We start from the raw sequence: 18,903 nt of genomic DNA on the forward strand, positions 1-18,903 counted from the left end.
AACAAAAACAGGTTGTTATATCGACCTGTTTTTGTTTTATCATTATACATCATCCAGGTTTTGGGACGATTTAAATAGCTTCTTTGCTTCATAGCGATCTGTTACCTGCAATTTATTTAATATATTGGTCACATGGTTTGCTACGGTTTTGGAACTTAAGTGAAGACTGGCGGCGATTTGCGCATTTGTTTTTTCATTGACAATCAACTCTAAAATTTCCTTTTCCCGAGGAGTAAGCTCAGATAGAACAGGATTATTCCAATTGGACTCATCTACTTTCGAAAAGAACTGTATCATCCTGGCGGCAATATCGGAACTGAATACGGCACCTCCATTCCCTACTAAGCGAATCGAATGAAGCAGCTCCAGCTCCCCGGCGTCTTTCAGCACATACCCGCTTGCCCCCATCTGCATCGCGGCAAACACGGATTTATCGTTTTTAAGCATGGTTACAATCAGGATTTTCGTATGTGGCAGCTTTTCTTTGATTTTTTGTGTTGCATCAATCCCGTTTATTCCGGGCATGCGAATATCCATAACGATCACATCAGGACGGAGAAGCAAAGCCATCTTTATGGCCTCTTCTCCTGTTTCTGCCTCCCCGGCCAACACCAAATCCTCAGTTGTTTCAATCAGATTCCGGACCCCTCCGCGGAAAAGAGGATGGTCATCCGCTAATAATATTTTCATGCTCGCTTCCTCCTATTGGAAAAGGCAAAATAGCCTTCACACGTGTTCCTCCGTCTTTAATGTTGAAAAATTCACAGCTTCCCCCAAGCTCCAGCGCCCGTTCACGAATCGATGTTAACCCAATCCCGCCATTTACGGATGGCTCTCTTTTCGCTGGTATCCCTATTCCATTATCAATAATCTCAATTTGCAGTTCGTTCCCTGCATTCATTTTTAAAATGATTGTACAAATCGTTGCATTTGAATGGCGAACGACATTAACCAGTGATTCCGTCACAATACGATAAGCTGCCACCTCGACTGCTGCAGGTAAACCGGGCAATATTTCCGGCAGCTCCAGGTGAAATGTAATAAGTGGAGCTTCTGTTGAGGCTGCCATTTGTTCGGATGTTTTCCTGATTTCATTGATTCTTGTATGAATCGACCCTAGAAGTCCAAATTCATCCAAGGTCGGAGGTCTTAATCCGTGGACCATCATCCTGATTTCATCAACTGTTGACCGAATCACATGACGCAAACCGCTTAATAGTTCCCGTGCCTTCCCCGGATTTTTTTCGATATATTGCTCGGCTGCGGCTACGTTAAAGGCTAAAGACAGTAAGCGCGGCGCGAGATCATCATGGAGATTGCGGCGAATCTGCAGTCTTTCTTCTTCCCTGGCGAGGACGAGTTTTTCACGGGATTCTTGCAAATTATTCGCGAGCAATTTCATGCCAATTGCCATTTTTACATTTTGTAGAATAGGCCCTGCCTGCCGGAGTAACACTTCAATCAGTTTATGGTCTTCGCCAGTAAACGCTTCATTTAAAGAGCGGCTTGATAAACGTAGTGTCCCAAGCTCTTCCCCGCCATGAATGATAGGGAAGTCATAAACATCCAATGGCAATTTTCCTGAAACAGAGGCTATGGTTTCTTTTCCATTCACGGTAAAAGTAATGGCTGCGTACGGAATCCTTAGTGCACTTCGAATCGTATCCATTACCTCGTTAACCATCTCTTCTGGAGGGATTGGTTTAATCAGTTGATCCCCTAGTTCTTTCAATACCGCATAAGGGTCATCGTGCCTGCCCTTCATGAAGCGGTTAACAATGCGCTGCAGTTTTTCTTTTAATGGGGCGAAAAGGACTGCCACAATGGCAGATGCCACGAGTGATATAATGAAATTTTGGCCTGTTTTAAAGAGACTGCTAAAATATAGGACAAAAAAAGGATAGATAAGAATAATGGCAAGAGATAATGCACCATAGACGATTGTTCGATTCACAAGTGGGTCGATATCCCAAAGGCGGTGCCTGAGAATAGCAAATGATAATGTTAAAGGAATGATCGCAACGAAAGCGTAAAGAGTGGCACTTAAATAAAGATAGGAGACTGGACTTGATGTGAACGACGGGTAGACAAAAAAGCCGCTGATGATGATGGAGCCTAAGAATGAAATAGCAAAACCGAATACGACCCATTTTGTTTGCTGGCGCTGAATGGAGGTTGATTGTTTTTTATATTGATATAGTTGTGAATAAACTGCAGCACCAATGATAGTTAGGTAATAGAAAAGTCTCGCTGTGCCAGGCCAATTTAATAAATGTAGAGGCGTTTCCGGGAATAACAAACTAACGATTTGAATTAAACAAAATGGTATAAAAACAGCAGCCGTCCAGCGCAGTGCGAATCGCCCGTTAGGAAACATGAGGAAAAACAAAAACAGTGAGATCCTGCCGGCGGCGCCTATTATCTCAGGGATCAGAGCTCCCTCCGATGCAATATAGACTAAAGAAGTATAGGTAGTACCGTAAGTTACCAATGCAAGCACAGCAACGAGGCTTAACATATCCTTTTTCCCTTTGATTAAAATAATCAATGCTGCTGTATAAAATAAAATCGCAAAAGTACATTCAATCAGAACAAAGAAAACTGCATAAGAACTCGGTGTTAAATGATAATGGCTAAGAGCTTCAATTGTGGTCGGCGGTGCCGGTGCCAATGAACTGCAAGGCTTAAGAATACATTCATCGCGGAGGGTTTCATAATAGCCTGGAATGGAATGGATGAAAAACATGATGGTTAAAAGGCTGAAAATAAGAACAAAGCATCGAAAAAGAAAGAGCTTCTTTTGTTCGATTGCTGGCCACCTCCCTTTTTCTAAAAATATATAGGAAAATTATAGCAGGTGTGAAAACCTCTGTATATTTCTTTTTTACTTGCGGCATTCCCGAATTTTCCTACAAAACATCCCGGACCAAATAGGAATCAGCTGCCCTTCAAAACAGGAATTAGCGCCTGTTAAGATTTGTTATGTAGAGTAAAAAAACAAAAGGGAGCTGGAAAAAATGAATGTAGAAAAAGTCATCAAGGTTTTAGGGTTTATTGCTTTTTTGGGGGGGATTGCGAGGATGGGGATGACTCCATCGGGCTTAATTTGGGGGTCGGACAGTATACCGGAGTTATCGTTTGCCTTTGCCGCAAGTATTTTAATGGCGATTTCCTCCGTCGCTTTGTTTATGGCTCAATCTTGTAAAACCGGGGTGTTTGGTTTTATTTCCACAATATTGCTAACGGTGGGCAACTTAATGCTGGCCGGAATTTTTTACGGTATTTTCTCTTACGGAGATTATCCGAAGGATGGGTTGTTCGTCAACATTTCTAACAGTATTGGTTATGGCGGACTTCTGCTTGGTACCATCATCCTGTTAATCGTTACCTTCCGAGCGAACGTATTTCCGCGCTGGTATGGAATTGTGTTTTTGCTGATGCTTGCTTCCCTTGGCCTTCCATTCTTGGGCGATTATTTCGCCTTCTTCTGGGGATTAACGTATGTTTTAATGGGCTATTCAATTTTTACGGGGAAGGGATACAATGCAAGTGGTGGAAAAAAGATAGAGGGAATGTAACTATATAGATTATTCCCACAAAGAAGCGCATTTCTATTGAAAGAAATGCGCTTTTCTTAATAATTGGGCTATAGGATCACTGCTCTGGTTACCGTCATTTAGACAAGGTTATTTCGTAATTAGCTGAGATTGTGCAACTGGCAGTTTTATAGAATACTTGCCGGCGCCGTTTGCCGCTTCACCGATAAAGGTAATCCCACTTTCAGGCGAAATCGCCTTTTGTGCAGCTAGAGAAGATTCAAATACAGCTGACACTTCATTTGCGACAGGGGCGAAGCTCCAGTTTCCATCTGCAGACGGATCAATGGTTTGCTGCTCCTGAATATAATCAATGATCGCTTGGCGGTTTTCATCTGGATACATTTCGACTGCTGTTTGATTTCTGACTCCAGGGAAATTGCCGCTGGCACGATAGTTGTTTGTCACAACAAGGAATTCCTGTTCAAGATCGATTGGCTGGCCGTTGTACTGCAGATTTTTTACACGATTTGCCTCAGCATGAACAAGATTGCCATTTCGATCATACTTAGCCGGCTCTGTTACATCAATTTCATACGTTACCCCATCGATTACATCGTAGTTATAGGTTGGATAGCTTCGATTAATTAATGGCTGCTCTTTAGCTGAAGCTGGGTCAATTTGATTAAACAGCCCGGCAGACATTTCTAGCCATTCTTTTACATCCGCACCGGTAATTTTAATGGTAGCAACCGTGTTTGAATAAAGATAAAGATCGGCTACATTTTTAATCGCAATCGTTCCTGCTGGAATATAGGTGTAGTCGCCCCCAAAGCCTGCTTTAAATGGCGCACCAGCAGAAAGAATAGGCAGGTTTTCATCAGGGGTACCCTGCACTTTTTTCTCCACATACCATTTTTGAGCGTTTGTCACAATCTGGATGGAAGGGTCATCCTGCGTAAGCGCAAAATAGCTGTGAATATCAGCTGTCGTTGTTCCTACCGGCTGGCGTACATAGTTAAGGGTTGCTTCGTGTGCTTCTTTAACAGCTGCCAATACCTTGTTGTCAGGCTCCGCCAAGCTTGTTTTTGTTGTTTGATCATAAATGGCCCGTAATTCTGATTCAGAATCTTTAACCAGCCATTTTCCTTTTTCTTTCGCAATTTTCATATCAATCACGCCAAGGTGGCTTCCCCAGCTCCCTGCCATGACAACAGGTACCCCGTTGATTGTCCCTTTTTTCGTGTCTACTCCTGGGAGATTTCCATAGTTTCCTGGGAATGTGGAATGGCTATGACCGGAAATGATGGCATCGATGCCTTCAATTTTTGTCAGATCATAGACGGCATTTTCCTCCATTTCACTGACTTTTTCATCGCCAATCCCAGAGTGGGCAAGGGCAATAATGAGATCAGCGCCTTCCTTTTTCATTTCCGGGATTTGGGATTGTACAGATTTTACTATATCCTTCGTGATCACTTTACCATCAAGATGGGCTTTATCCCATTGAGTAATTTGTGGAGCGACTGCCCCAACGACACCAACTTTAATCACTTGCGTTTTGCCTCTGTCATCTACTACTTTCTTCTTTAAAATAGTGTAAGGTTTGAAGTAATGTTCATCATTAGATGGATCGTTATCATGGTCATCCTTAAATACATTCGCACTGACATATGGCATTGGCGCATCGTCCAGTACTTCGTCAAGGAACTCTAGTCCATAATTAAACTCATGGTTCCCAACGGTTGCCGCATCATAGTCCATTTGTTTCATAGCTTGAAAGACTGGATGAAGTTCTCCCTCCTCAAGCTTGTCCACTCTTGCTTTATAATCGCCAAGCGGGTTTCCCTGAATTAGGTCACCATTGTCAAAAAGGAGAGTGTTCTTCGCTTCCTTTCTCGCTTCCTTGATAAGGGAAGCTGTTTTGGCAAGGCCAAATTCCAGCGTTTCGGCATCCTTATAATAATCATAGTTATATAGATTGGTGTGAATATCTGTCGTTCCAAGAATCCGGATGGATACCTCGTGCTTTCCTGTCTGATCGGGCTTGGCTGCCATCACAGACTGATAAGAAAGAGGAGCGGCTAAGACGGATAGTGCCATCGTAGTTGCTGCTAATCTCTTATATGCTTTCGCTAATGGTTTTTTCAACGGAAACAGCTCCTTTTTAATGTTTTTGTTTAACCATTTTTAATTATAAAGGGAAGTAACCATTGTTAAATGGGCCTTGAGAAGGCTGTATTCTAAATATTTCGTAAACCTAGTGTAAATCATTAGGTCTAAATTCCTATTCGTGCAGCTGGGGAAGCATCTTACCGTTTTAGCCACTATATCTTAAAAAGAATCTTTCGACGAAATCACCTAAAAAAGGACTTTTTTCCTATAAATTTCTGGTTTTTATAAATATTCGAAAAATTTGTGTTAATCTTCTGTTAAAAACGACCCAATCTATTGCTTTAGGACTATAACTATTTTCACATAATGACCGGAATGCTTATCAAAAAGAGGGAGTTTTATCCTAGTTACTATTTCAATCAGTTATTCCAGATTATTGTAAAAAAATTAAGGGTATTGTATTATTTTTGTAATATTATGAGTAATTATCTAGTAGTTACATAATTTGGAAGAGGGAAAGAGGGAACTGCTGTGAAAAAGAGTTCATCGCTTCGAATCGCCATCCTGTTGGGGGTTCTTTCTGCTGTTTTTATCGTTGGGGGAGTTGTGAAAATTTTCCACGTTTTGTGATTTTTGATTTCACGGGGGATAAAGGAACCATCCTCGGGGCGCCTGCTTGGCCTGAAAGGAGATCGATATGAGTAGAGTGACGGTTATTTTGGCCGATTCGGATTTGGGTTATATCACGTCCGTGTCGAATTTTATTCGGACATCGGAGTTAAGCAGTCAATTGGCTGTGAAGTATTTTAGCAATCAGGCAGATTTAGAGGCGTATCTTGAGGGGACGACGCAGACGAATCTATTATTGACGACCGCGGAGCTGCTTCCGGAGAGCTCGGTCTCTGTTGAAACGGTGATTGTTCTGGCTGAGACGCCGAAGGACCAGGTGCTCGGCAAGGAAAGTTTATTAAAATATCAATCTTTGACCTCCTTATTCTCAAAGGCGCTGGAAATTTATTATCAGCAGCATCAACTTGCCAAGCCGGTACGAAGTGCGGGTGGCAGCACGAAGGTAGTGTCCGTATATTCACCGATTGGCGGGTCTGGAAAAACGATCTTAGCCGTGAATCTGGCCCGGTTGATCGCCAGTGAGGGACAGCGTGTCTTCTATCTAAATCTGGAATTGATCAGTTCGATGCCGCTGTTTTTCAAAACGGAGGAGGTGGCGGACTCATCCGAGGTGTTTTATTACTCCAAAGCAAGGCCGGAAGAGCTTGCTTATAAATTGGAAACCTTGACCCGGCGCGACCGCAATGTGGATTACTTCAATATTAAAAGCATTCCCGAAGAGATGATTGATTTGGCCGCCAAGGATACCGAGGCCATCATCGGCGCGCTGGTGCAGAGGGATATGTACGACTATATCATCATCGACTTGGATTCTTCTCTCGATGAGCGGGTGCTCGCTTCGCTAAGAATGAGCCAGCTGACCCTGTGGCCGCTTGTTGTCGATATTCAAAGCTTTTATAAAACGAAGATGGCGCTCGAGGGCTATAAGCGGATTCTTAAGGACGATGATTTGGAGCACAAGATTGCCTTTGTGCTGAACAAGTTTTTGGGTGAACGGCAGATTCCGGCTGAACTCCACGAATTCGGTCTGGATACCTCGTTCGCGCTGCCATACGTCTCGGAGTGGAAGGCCGTCGGCAGTTCGCAATTACTGACGACCCACCCGTTTTACAATGATCAAATCAGGAAGCTGTATCAATTGCTGCTGGAGCATAACCGAGGTGTTGAAATTGGTTGATGAAAAGATCGTCGAGGAGCTGCGGTCCAGGGTGCATGATATTGTCACCGCCTCGCCTTCCTTTGATGGTGAAGACGGCGACGAAAAAGTCTATGATCTGGTGGAAAAACATGTCCTGTTCTATTCGAGGGAGCATTATTTAACAGCGAGCCAAAAGCAATGGCTGATTAAGCGGATTTACGCAACGCTAAGAGGGCTCGATGTGCTCCAGCCATTGCTGGACAATCCGGCGATTACCGAAATTATGATTAACAGCCATGAGGAGATTTTTATCGAGCAGGAGGGGCAGATTTCCCAAGTGCCGGTCCGATTTGAAAGTGAGGAAAAACTCGATCAGATTATCAAGCGGATTGTCGGCAAGGTGAACCGCGTTGTCAATGAAAGCACGCCGATTGTCGATGCCCGCCTTCTTGATGGCTCGCGGGTGAATGTTGTCCTACCGCCAATTTCCCTGAAGGGGCCGACGATGACGATCCGGAAGTTCCCGGAACAGCCGCTGCTAATTGAGGACTTGATTAAGTGGGGCGCCATTTCCAAGGAAGTAGCGGATTTTCTCCAACAGCTGGTCATTGCCAAATACAATGTTTTTATTGGCGGGGGAACAGGCTCCGGTAAAACAACTTTCCTCAATGTGCTGTCGAATTTTATTCCAAAGGATGAGCGAATTATCACGATTGAGGATTCGGCGGAGCTGCAAATCAAGAACGTTCCCAACCTAGTCAGCATGGAGACACGTAATTCCAATACAGAGGGCAAAGGCGAAATTACCATACGGGATTTGATTAAAACCTCACTGCGGATGCGGCCTGACCGGATTGTCGTCGGAGAGGTGCGCGGCCCGGAGGCACTCGACATGCTGCAGGCCATGAATACTGGGCATGACGGCTCGCTATCGACCGGCCACGCCAACTCGATTGCCGATATGATAAGCCGGCTCGAGACGATGGTGCTAAGCGGCGCAAGTCTGCCGGTACCGGTCATCCGCTATCAGATCAGCTCGGCAATCGATATTATGGTGCATTTGGGCCGGCTCCGTGACAAGTCAAGGAAAGTGCTGGCAATTAGCGAGGTGCTCGGCGTCACCGACGGCGAGATCCAGCTCAATCCGCTGTACCAATTTGAAGAATATGACGAGGTGAACGGGAAGATTGTCGGAAAGCTCGTCCATACCGGGAACAAGCTTCATAACGAGCTCAAACTTCGGTCTGCCGGCATTCGCCCCAACTCTCTGAAGTATGAATAAAAAACCTGTAGTTCTAAAAGGAGGGCAGCATAATGGAAATTATGATTGCGGCCGTGGTGATGGTGCTGCTGACGTTGCTCGGGTTTTTTATCTATGACCGGCGGAAGGCCGCTCCGAAGGAGAAGCAGGATCCCGAGTTTGTTGAATATCAGCGAGCCAAAGCACGCAATACCGAGCTGATTCACTATGCCGACTACAAACTGACAAAGCAAGAATATGCGGCAGCCCTGTTGATGGGTGCCGGGTTCTTTTTCCTGGTTGGCTTTTTATTTTACAAAAATCCCATCGTTGCCCTGATTATTGCCTTATTAGGGTTTATTTTTCCAAAAGTTAGAAGGGTGCAGCTGCGCGACAAACGGAAGCGTGATTTGACACTGCAGTTTAAGAACATGTTGTTTTCCTTGTCGTCATCACTGTCGGCGGGGAGTTCCGTTGAAAAGGCGCTAAAGGCGGTGAAAGCCGACCTTGGGCTTCTCTATCCTGACCCGAATACATACATTATCCGCGAACTTGATTTGATTAACCGGCGGATTGCCAATGGCGACCCGATTGAAAAGGTCATCCGGGAGTTCAGTGACCGCGCTGACATTGACGATATCCAGAGTTTCTCCGATGTATTTACCGCCGCCACGAACACTGGTGGAGACTTGGTGGAAATCATCAGCCGGACGTCGATGATTATCACCGAGAAGCTGGAAATACAGCAGGAAATTCAGGTACTCGTGGCTGGAAAACGAATGGAATCGAACATTTTGATGGTAGCCCCGCTCATGATTATTGCCTTTATGACCTATGCCTCGGATGGCTATATGGAGCCGCTGTTTGCGTTTCCGGGGGCCGGGCCGGTGATCATGACGCTTTGTATGGGGATGTTGTGTTTTGTGTTTTGGGTCATTAAGAAAATCATGGACATAAAGGTGTGAGCCGATGCTTGGATACTATATTTATCTCGCCGTGATTGTCGTGGTTTTGCTCATACTCTATTTATTAAGTTTTAGGCGTTATCGCGAGTTTGTTCAGGAATACAAAGCTGATTTCAAGCTTACGGCACTGGCGCCGATGTCACTGCTGCTGATCGACCGCCTCAAGCTGATGCACCGGTTTCCCAATGTGTTGAGTGACATTCATCTGAAAATCCGCCAGCTGTATGACGAGCGGCGTGGCACCGAGTTTACGAAAATGCATCTCGCTGAGTGTATCTCGATGTTTCTGGTGATTGTACTGTTCAGCGCGATTTTTGGAGTTGCCGCCGATGGCAACCTTGGGATGGTGATTTTTGGTGTCGTTTTTGCTGTGCTCATTCCAATCGTGCTGACGCAGAAACTGACTGACCGGGTCAAGGAGCGGCAGGAGGACATCATTTTGGAACTTCCAGAGTTCGTCAACAAGCTAGTGCTGCTGGTAAATGCCGGGATGAATGTTGAAAAAGCAATCGTCCGTGCCGTCAGTCAAAAGAAGGATGCGGAGAAAAACTACTTATACCGCGAGCTGAAGCAGGTTGTCGCAGAAATTAACAACAACGGCAATTTCGCCGCAGCCATCGAGCAGTTCAACAAACGCTGCCGAATTCAAGAGGTGTCGGTGTTCGCCTCGACGCTCCTGCTCAATTACAACCGCGGCAGTGAACTCGTCATTGCACTCCGCGGCCTGTCGCGCGAGCTGTGGGAAAAGCGAAAAGCGGTCGCAAAAATCCGCGGAGAGCAGGCTTCCACGAAGCTGGTGTTCCCAATGGTCATTATTTTTATTGTCATACTGGTTATGATTGGATATCCGGCTATGGCTTTAATGTAGTTAATTTTTGTCGTTCCACTCAAGGGAAGGCAAGTTAACAATCATAAATACATTTTTTTGGAGGTTGAAAGGGAATGGGAGCGACTCAAGAGTTGATGCAAAATTTTTGGAATGACGAAGAAGGGATTGGTACAGTCGAGATTCTGCTGATTTTGGCGGTCCTCATTGCGCTTGCGCTGATTTTCAAAAATGAAATCACCGCGATGGTTAACAAAATTTTCGATGCCAACGGAAAGAAAGTCGACGACCTGATTAAGTAATCGTGAGAGATTACGAGAAAGAAAGAATGTGGGATAAGATGCGTGCCGCTTTCTTAAAAAATGAAAAGGGAAGTTTTATCATTGAGGCTTCCCTAGTCTTTCCAATCATTTTTATTACGATCATCATGTTTTTATATTTAAGTATTTATATTTATGAGCATGCGCAATTGTATACCTACGCCAATAAGGCGGCCAACCGAATTGCTTACGCCTGGACCAACAGCAAAACAGATCCCGTCACGTTCGAATTGAAGGCGCCGGGGGAAAGCGATGGCTTGTATTGGCGGCTGACCGATGATCGTATGCTCGGTTCGTTAATCGGGCTGTCCGGCGGGGATTCAGGTAGCATCAGTGTAGGTGGCAGCGGTAGCGGGCTTGTCGGAGAAAAACTCGCCAAATTCACAGGAGTTACGATTCCTGATTATGTCAAGGGCACTGTTTCCTATAAAAATGTCCTCGTGGAGAAAGCCGTGGTCGTCGAGCTGAACCGGCCGCTGAGCTTCCCCAAGGTTGTTGAAGATCTGCTTGGCAATGACGTCAAAGTAAAGGCAAGTGCGACGGTCACCGACCCGGTTGAATTCATCCGCACCATCGAATTGATTAAACTATACGGGCAAGAGCTGCAGGACAGCGGGGTGTCAGCTATTTTACAAAAACAAAAAGGTGCGGAAAAGAAATAGAGGTGGTTTCTCGCTCTCTAGTTTCGGAGGGATTTGTTTGAGAACTTTTTTTAAATCTGAAAAGGGCGTTGTTTCTGTTTTTTTAACACTGATTATTTTGGTTGTGTTTGTGTTTCATGCAGTGTTAATTGACTATGCCCGGATTGTGATTGCCGAAAAGCAAACAGAACGGGCGGTCAAGGCAGCCTCCCGGTCGGTGATGTCTTCGTTTGATAACAGTCTCGTGCCTTATGGGCTTTACGGCCAAACCGGGGAAGCGGCAAAGATTTTTGAAAAAGTTGTCAAAAACAACTTGGCAGAGGAGAATCCGACTACGTTCCAATTTATCGATACCAAGGCTGAATCCACATCGGTAGCGATGTCAGGCAAGGAATACACGCTCGGAAACCTCGATGTCTTTGAAGAACAGCTATTGCAGCAGATGAAATACATGGCCCCAGTTGAATTTACGAAAATCATGCTGGAAAAATTCAAGCTTTTGGATTTGCAGCAGGATGTGCAGGAAGTGGACACCTTTATTGATGTGATGAGCAAGGTCGAACCGCTATACAATGACCGTGAGAAGGCTCTCGATCACCTTGATGATGAGATTGCCTCCGATAAATTGCTGTCCGCGATCAAGAAAAAGCTCGAAGACAAGGACATCACGGAAATTATTGAGGCCACCCGCAGTGAACTGCCGGCCGATGAGCGTTATATCGTCAGTCTCGGCAATATCGCAGTTCTTGATGATATTGTCAGCATGTCGGCGTTGGCCGCGTTTGCGATTACTGCGTTGAAGAAGAAGGAAGCAGAGCTTGAGAGCCTGAAGGCAGCCGGGGAAGACACCGCCGAACTGGAGCAGCAAATCAAGGACCTGCAAAAGGCAATCGATGCCTATAAAGACGAGTCGCAAAAGCTGGTTGAGAAGGTATATAACCACTTTAACGGCATGTCTAACGGCAAAACCGGTGCCATCAAAAAGGCGTTGGAATATTTAAATACGGCGATTGAGAAAAACAACAAGATTAAAGCGATTGTTGACGACGCGATGGCCAAAAACGGAGGCTCGATGCCGGATGGAGTATCGCTGACCGACATGTTTTATGATCCGGCAATCCTTGAAGGCTGGAAGACGAAGCTGATGACGGTCAAAGACCATGTCGATCCGCTGAGCACGGCAGCTGAATCGGTGAAATCCGCGTTTAATGTGATTAAGTGGGAGGACCCGGTGTCGGTTACCAAGTTTGCCGCGACGATTATTGGCGATATCATCATTATGCGCGAGCGCCTGCCAAAGGCGAAAGCAGCAGCGGTTGATGTACATAAAGTATTTCATGAGCAGCGCGTGCGGATGACCCCGGAGCAGAAGGATCTGAAAGACAAAAAGGAAAAGGAAGCCAATGGTGGTGTGGACACCGTGAAGAAGGAAATGGAGGCCATTGAAGCGGCAGCCGTCGAGGATGCTACCTACCAATCAGTACACAATAAATTTTTGGCATATCAAAGTATGAATAAGGCGATTTCCGATGCCAAGGAGGAATTGGCTAAGCTCGATGATTATGAGGGTGCCGCTGATTCCGCGCTGAATATTTTTTCAAAAATGATGAAGGCCGTCCAGGATGGACTTTATGGCTTACGCGACGAATTGTATGTCAATGAGTATATTTTGAAACATTTTAACAGCAGCGAACCATACGATGTCACAAAATATGAATCGTACTTGTTCGTCAATAAAGAGATTGAGTATATCATGTACGGTTATAACGTGCCGTATATGAACTATGCAGCCGCCTATTCGCAGCTGTTTGCGATGCGGTTTGCCATCAATATTGTCGACCAGATGATGAACCCGGCCAATAAGGCATTAGGTCATCCTGTGCTTGTATTCGTGGTAGTTGTCGCGGGGGCATTGTTAAAAACGATTGAAGAAATGAGCGACTTGACAACAAAGGTAACGGACATAGATTTTTTACCAACGAGGATAGCGAACAAACTTGGTGCCGGGAAAGCGCCGGGAATGGGCCTTAAAGTAAACTACCGTGATCATTTACGGTTCTTCCTGTTAATTAACGGCAGCCATGATAATAAATTAATGCGCACGCAGGCAGTGATTGATCACAAAACTGGAGTCAATTTGGGAGAGCGCCCTGTTCAAGTAGTCGGTAAAGCCACCAGCACCGTCAAGCTCTGGTTCCTGCCCGGTGTGATGGATATGCTCGGCCATGGCGGGATCCTCAACGGCCACGTAGTCGACAAAAACCGCTTCGAATTCACAAAAAAGGCGGCTTACTCCTATTAGCGGAGGACGTTTCTGGCAACTGAACAGTGTTATCCACAAGTTGGGGAGAGTTATCCGAAGTTGAGGAGAGTTATCCGCAAATTGTGGAGAGTTATCTGCAAATTGGAGTGTTATGCGCAAGTTGTCGTGGGTTATCCACAAGTTGGAGAGTGTTATGCGCAAGCTGTCGCGGGCTATCCGCAAGTTGAGGAGTGTTATCCACAAGTTGAAGCTTGTCATCCGCCAAATAGTAAGTCACTTTCAAGGAAGGGAGCGAAGATAGTGTTGTTCAAACGTGAAGAAGGCAGTATTGTGGTTGAAGCTTCATTAGTCCTCCCTTTCTTTTTGATGTTTATCATCTTTCTTACATCGATGATCAAGCTGGCGATCTATGACACCGCGCTCGACCATGCTACTGCGGAGGCTACGAAACAAATTGCCACCCATTTGTATCCGGTGGCGCTGATCAAGGACGCCGCTGCGGATAGGATTAAGAAGACGCCGGTGGGAGAACAGTTTTCGACTTATAAAGGAAAGTTCGACGATATCAAGAGCTTTTTTGAAAGCAACATTAATCTCATCAGCGGCCTATTCAATTCCCAGATCGGCAAATCGTATAATATGGGGATGGAAAAATTGAACAGTATTCTCCCGAATGGTTCCGGGGTAAAGGAAATGGTGGAAGGGGAAGCGGCGCCGTTATTCAGCCCGATTGTCCGCCATTACCTCGATATCAATATCGGCAATGAAGACGACCTGAAGGTGACGAAGGTAACATTACCGAGTCTAATCACCGGCGGGGATGCCTATTTTGGCATCGAAGTAACGTATAAGCTTAATCTGCCGCTGCCATTCATTGAAAAAGAAGTGGAAATCAAAAAACGTGCCTACGAGCGGGTTTGGATTGGAAAGTAGAACCAAGAGGAGGGATAATCATGAAAAAATGGACGACTGTACTATCAAGTGTTCTGGCCATTTCTCTATTAGCGGCCTGCGGGAATGATGAGGATGCCGGCAAAGCACCAGATTCCAAGGCTGCGGAAACGACGGCGCCTGCGAAGGACAACAAGGACAACAGCAGCAAAACGGCTGAGCCTGCGAAAAAGGGCAGCAAGCTCAACTTAAATCAGTCAGCCAAAATTGAATCGACTCTTGGAGAGTACGAAATGACTGTCAAGAGTGTGAAAAAGATCGATGAGGTGGAAGGCTTTAAGGCGGAGCGTGATTTGCTCCTAGAACTAGAGGTAGTAGTCAAAAACCTTAAAGACAAGGAGCTATTACTACCACTGCTCAGTGATAACCGGATTATCAACGAGAAATCTTCGCGCGGATTTGACACTTTACAGGTACTTGATGGGAAGGAAGACCGCACGATTGAGCCAAACCAAACGGTGACCCTTAATTTGGCCTTTGACGTCGAAGAAGCGTCCCAATACGAGTTCGTCCATGGCAACGGGATTACGATTGACGAAGTAGCTTGGCAATTTAAGGCTCAATAACCCGCGATTTCAGCGGGTTTTCCTGGTTGTAGTAGTAGAGAGAGAAAACCCTAGTTGATAGGGGCTGGTTTGAAAATTGAATCCCGCTTCGCACGTTTATTAGGGATACATAGTAGAAAGGGGGATCTATGTGGCATTATATTTTTATTTACTTATTGTATTCTTGCTAGCCGCGTTTTATTTTGATGCCAGGATCCAGAAGATTCCTAATTGGCTGACGGTTACCGGCGTCGTTGCCGGACTGTTTATCCATGTGATCAGGTCAGGTTTTGCCGGGCTAAAATTTTCCTTTTACGGCATTATCGTCGGCTTTGTGATCATGTTTGTGCTTTATTTGGCAAAAGCGATTGGTGCCGGCGACGTCAAGCTGTTTGCCGCAATCGGCGCATTGACCGGGGTTGAGTTTTCATTATATGGCATCATGTATTCGATTATTTACGCAGGCTTGATTGGGGTTGTCCTGCTGCTCGTCAGACGAGAATTTGTGTCGCGTACGGTGGGGTTATTTTTAAAAATGAATGAACTGAAAGAGGCGCAAGAAAAGGGAGAAGTCATGGAAGCGTACAAGAAAAAAGAAGTCCTGACGTTTCCGTTCATGTACGCGGTGATTCCCGGAATCGCCACCACCTATTTCTACGTGATTCTTTAAGGGAGGGGGAGAAGCATGCCGAACCAAATGTATTCATTTGATTATCAAGTCTATGACAGCAGTGCCAGAAAATTCATTAAAGTCACAAGAAGCCGCCCTCCAATCCACCATGATGAATTAGAGGACCTTTCTGTGAAAATGATTCAGGCCAATGCAATTCCGCCGCTTGTCCCGCTGGAAATCGAGGAAATCAATCTTGATGTCACACTGCACTATGAGATCACGGGCAGGGTTTCATTAGAGCAGTACCTTTCCACGAGAAGCCTAAGCTTGCCGGACTTTTATCAGCTGCTCGATCAAATTATCGGCAAATTTGATGAGAGCCGCGACTACCTGCTGAACGAACAGAAATTTGTCATCCATGAAGCGTTTATTTATGTTAAAGATAACCTCAAAGATGTTCGCTTGATGTACCTGCCGTTACGGGAAATTGCGGGCAAAGTGCCGATTCAGCTGGAATTTCGCCAATTTATGCTGAATATGGTCAGCCGTATCAGACAGTTATCCGGAAACGGTTTTCAGGAGTTATTAAACTATTTGAAAAGCAGCCAATTTTCACTGGAACAATTTCGCAGCATGGTGGCGATGAACCTAACTGCCGCTAGGGGCGGTGTCGGGTTTGCCGGCTTGCAGCAGAACGGGGCCGAAGCGGCTGCAGGGACTGGAGTTGCTGCGGGTCCCATTATGGGTGCCGGACTTGGCAAGGGTCCAGATGCTGGGGCCAGCCGGAGAATGGAAGGTAGTCCGGCACAAGCAGCGGAGAAAAACCAGAAATCCTGGTTTAGAAAGTCCAAAAGAGAAAAGGGTGCAAAAGGAAAGCCCGCCGGAGAAAAGATCGGTATAGAAAAGCCATGGCATGACGGGGCTGAGGGACAGCCAACGGCAGAAGTCGCCGGGCTCAATCCGAAGGTCAAGTTGTATACGATATTGGCAGCCATCCTTGCCGCTGCTGGGATTTGGAAGCTGTATCTCAGCAGTCCGAGTGAGGGTATGTTGTACTTGTGTATTGGGTTAACGATTCTTGTAGCAGACTTGGTGTATATCGTTTTGGCGATTATCAAGCCGGGTGGACAGGTGCCTGTGCCGGTTAAAGAAAAACGGAAGAAGGAAAAACCGGCTCTGAAAAAAACGGGTAAGAACAAGAAACCGAAGGAAGCGGCGGACGAGGCTGAGCCAGACCTGGCAGTATCCCTCGCTGCAGTCATCCAACAGGCACCAGTTATCCATAATCCAGACGACTATTACCTTCATTTAGGAAACGAGACGACGCTGCTGATGAAGCCGGAAGACAATGGGGAAAAGGAAGTGGCCGCGACCGTACTTCTGTCAGAAGTGGAACAGCGGATCTTTCCGGTTGTGGAGATTGAGCAGAACGGCAAGGTGGAGAAAGTCAAGATTGATAAGGAACTGTTTATTATTGGGCGCAATCCTGAACAATGTCATTATGTATTAGACGCGGTCGGGATCTCGCGCACTCATTTTGAGATTACCGGCAGCGCTGACGGGCAGTACGGCATCCGTGATCTGCATTCGAAAAACGGCACCATGCTCAACGGGCAGAAGCTAACGCCTGGACAAATCTATCCCATCAAAGATCGGGACAGCATTTTTGTGGGACGCTTGACATGTGTATTTAAACAGGAAGCTTAAGACCGAAACTGGAGTGGAAATGATGTTTAAAAAAACAGGGGTTCTTCTTTTTACGGCTGCTATGATTCTGTCTGGCTGTGGTGAAACGAATGAATCCGTCAAACCAGAAGTGAAATCTGAAAATGTTCAGGACCAAAAGTCAAAGGAAGTCAAGGACTATCGGCCGCTGATAGAAAAGCAAACCAATGAGCGGAATCAATTTTTGCAGGCGGTGAAATATCCGCAGGTGCAGGGTGGCGTTGGGCTCGTCAGTGTGGAAAAACAAAAGCTGATTTCGTTCTATCAGAATGACGCTGGCTTCTCCATCCATGTGGAAATTGATAAAAATCTTGCTGTTCCAACCGGTGCTGATGTGAAGGAAGCTACACTGACAAACGGGGAAACGGCATCCTACACAGACAACGGTGTTGTCTATTACAAGGATCCGTCTTCTGGATTCACCTATGTAATTTCCAGTGTGGAAACAGGTATTGAGGAATTGCTTGCGATAGCCGGAAGTTTGACGGAGAACAACGAGGCGCTTATGGTTGCTCAGTTTAAAGGGACGGATTATCTGCTGCCCCGCAATCTGATCGATAATAACCAGAAGCTCGACGCAATCGGTGCTGTAGTAGGAAAGAAAGCAAACAATATATCTGGCGAACTTGGGAATTATCTGTTTTTGAAGTACAGCGGGTTTGAGCTGGAGATCCTCGCTGAACCGGCCAAGCTGGAGCAGGAACGGGCAAAGCACGAAGCCACCCGGAAATACGAAGAAGTCAAGCTTGCTGATGGCACCCCAGCCTACTTCGTCGAAGTCAACAAGGAAAAATCCCTTGAATTCACAAAAGACAGCTACGGCTATAAACTATCCGACAACTACCAAAAACTAACGAAAGACCAACTAATTCAAATCGCAAATTCTTTTAAATAGGGGGAGCCACGGGGATTGTCCTCGTGGCGCTTTTCTATTATTCGGTGAATCAACAGCAGAACGGTCCAATGTTTCTTTAAAAAAAACAGAAGTTTTTCTCGGGAAAACTTTTCGTGAAAAAAGTATTGACCTGGATGAAGTATTCTAGTAATATTAATTCTTGTCGCCGATGGAAATTAACAAAAACATTTGATTTTAAAAAAGTGATTGACTTTGAAAAATGTTTTTGCTATAATAAATTCCTGTCGCTGAAACAGTCAATTATTTTTAAAAAAGTGGTTGACTTGGTGATGAAGAGATGATATATTATTATCCTGTCTCCGAAAAATTGTTCTTTGAAAACTAAACAAACAAAAACGTCAACAATAAAAAACATCATGTTTCTTCTATATATAAGAGGAACATGAGCCAACGTAACTTTATGAGCTAATCAACTCAACTTTATTGGAGAGTTTGATCCTGGCTCAGGACGAACGCTGGCGGCGTGCCTAATACATGCA

Annotated in this window: 16 protein-coding genes and 1 rRNA gene; 14 read left to right on the forward strand and 3 right to left on the reverse strand. The window is 45.4% G+C overall.

What is annotated here, in order from left to right; all coding sequences use genetic code 11:
* Positions 1-42: 42 nt before the first annotated feature.
* Together AR334_RS28370 and AR334_RS28375 are read right to left on the reverse strand one after the other, a co-directional pair.
* Positions 43-690, reverse strand: coding sequence for a response regulator transcription factor (locus tag AR334_RS28370; RefSeq protein ID WP_066322293.1), 648 nt, complete (start codon positions 688-690; stop codon positions 43-45).
* A complete protein-coding gene (locus AR334_RS28375) occupies positions 668-2,746 on the reverse strand; it encodes a sensor histidine kinase (RefSeq protein ID WP_066322305.1) in 2,079 nt (692 codons plus the stop codon). Before AR334_RS28375 ends, AR334_RS28370 begins: the two co-directional genes overlap by 23 nt.
* Before the next feature lie 271 nt (positions 2,747-3,017).
* On the opposite strand from AR334_RS28375, the gene AR334_RS28380 reads away from it, so the two are divergent.
* Complete coding sequence (locus AR334_RS28380) at positions 3,018-3,578, forward strand: hypothetical protein (protein WP_066322308.1); 561 nt, start codon at positions 3,018-3,020, stop codon at positions 3,576-3,578.
* 108 nt (positions 3,579-3,686) lie between these two features.
* Here AR334_RS28380 and AR334_RS28385 read toward each other — a convergent pair whose 3' ends face one another.
* Positions 3,687-5,687 (reverse strand): bifunctional 2',3'-cyclic-nucleotide 2'-phosphodiesterase/3'-nucleotidase, encoded by a 2,001-nt coding sequence (locus tag AR334_RS28385; RefSeq protein WP_253701394.1) that lies wholly within the window; start codon positions 5,685-5,687, stop codon positions 3,687-3,689.
* A gap of 661 nt (positions 5,688-6,348) precedes the next feature.
* On the opposite strand from AR334_RS28385, the gene AR334_RS28390 reads away from it, so the two are divergent.
* The 13 genes from AR334_RS28390 to AR334_RS28450 all read left to right on the forward strand — a co-directional run.
* The gene (locus AR334_RS28390; RefSeq protein ID WP_066322316.1) at positions 6,349-7,458 is read left to right on the forward strand and encodes an AAA family ATPase; all 1,110 of its coding nucleotides are present in this window, start codon (positions 6,349-6,351) and stop codon (positions 7,456-7,458) included.
* Positions 7,451-8,701, forward strand: coding sequence for a CpaF family protein (locus tag AR334_RS28395; RefSeq protein WP_253701395.1), 1,251 nt, complete (start codon positions 7,451-7,453; stop codon positions 8,699-8,701). Before AR334_RS28390 ends, AR334_RS28395 begins: the two co-directional genes overlap by 8 nt.
* 32 nt (positions 8,702-8,733) lie before the next feature.
* A complete protein-coding gene (locus AR334_RS28400) occupies positions 8,734-9,624 on the forward strand; it encodes a type II secretion system F family protein (protein WP_066322333.1) in 891 nt (296 codons plus the stop codon).
* Between the two features lie 4 nt (positions 9,625-9,628).
* Positions 9,629-10,492, forward strand: coding sequence for a type II secretion system F family protein (locus AR334_RS28405; protein ID WP_066322336.1), 864 nt, complete (start codon positions 9,629-9,631; stop codon positions 10,490-10,492).
* A 74-nt stretch (positions 10,493-10,566) separates the two neighbouring features.
* The gene (locus AR334_RS28410) at positions 10,567-10,752 is read left to right on the forward strand and encodes a Flp1 family type IVb pilin (RefSeq protein ID WP_066322338.1); all 186 of its coding nucleotides are present in this window, start codon (positions 10,567-10,569) and stop codon (positions 10,750-10,752) included.
* Positions 10,753-10,778: 26 nt separating this feature from the next.
* On the forward strand, positions 10,779-11,432 hold the full coding sequence (locus AR334_RS28415; protein WP_066322341.1) for a TadE/TadG family type IV pilus assembly protein: 654 nt from the start codon (positions 10,779-10,781) through the stop codon (positions 11,430-11,432).
* Positions 11,433-11,469: 37 nt separating this feature from the next.
* Entirely contained in the window at positions 11,470-13,713 is a 2,244-nt protein-coding gene (locus tag AR334_RS28420) for a DUF5702 domain-containing protein (RefSeq protein WP_066322344.1), read from the forward strand.
* Positions 13,714-13,794: 81 nt separating this feature from the next.
* Positions 13,795-14,607 (forward strand): TadE/TadG family type IV pilus assembly protein, encoded by an 813-nt coding sequence (locus tag AR334_RS28425; RefSeq protein ID WP_172799319.1) that lies wholly within the window; start codon positions 13,795-13,797, stop codon positions 14,605-14,607.
* 20 nt (positions 14,608-14,627) lie between these two features.
* The gene (locus AR334_RS28430) at positions 14,628-15,191 is read left to right on the forward strand and encodes a DUF4352 domain-containing protein (RefSeq protein ID WP_066322355.1); all 564 of its coding nucleotides are present in this window, start codon (positions 14,628-14,630) and stop codon (positions 15,189-15,191) included.
* A 130-nt stretch (positions 15,192-15,321) separates the two neighbouring features.
* Positions 15,322-15,840 (forward strand): prepilin peptidase, encoded by a 519-nt coding sequence (locus tag AR334_RS28435; protein WP_066322358.1) that lies wholly within the window; start codon positions 15,322-15,324, stop codon positions 15,838-15,840.
* A gap of 15 nt (positions 15,841-15,855) precedes the next feature.
* Positions 15,856-17,490: a DUF6382 domain-containing protein gene (locus AR334_RS28440; protein ID WP_066322361.1), complete on the forward strand. Its 1,635-nt coding sequence runs from the start codon at positions 15,856-15,858 to the stop codon at positions 17,488-17,490.
* Between the two features lie 19 nt (positions 17,491-17,509).
* The gene (locus tag AR334_RS28445; RefSeq protein WP_172799320.1) at positions 17,510-18,403 is read left to right on the forward strand and encodes a hypothetical protein; all 894 of its coding nucleotides are present in this window, start codon (positions 17,510-17,512) and stop codon (positions 18,401-18,403) included.
* A 441-nt stretch (positions 18,404-18,844) separates the two neighbouring features.
* Positions 18,845-18,903: ribosomal RNA gene (locus AR334_RS28450) — 16S ribosomal RNA — on the forward strand; the annotation flags it as partial.

Origin of the sequence: Bacillus sp. FJAT-29814 (assembly GCF_001510715.1) — a bacterium.
Lineage (GTDB): Bacteria > Bacillota > Bacilli > Bacillales > Cytobacillaceae > Neobacillus.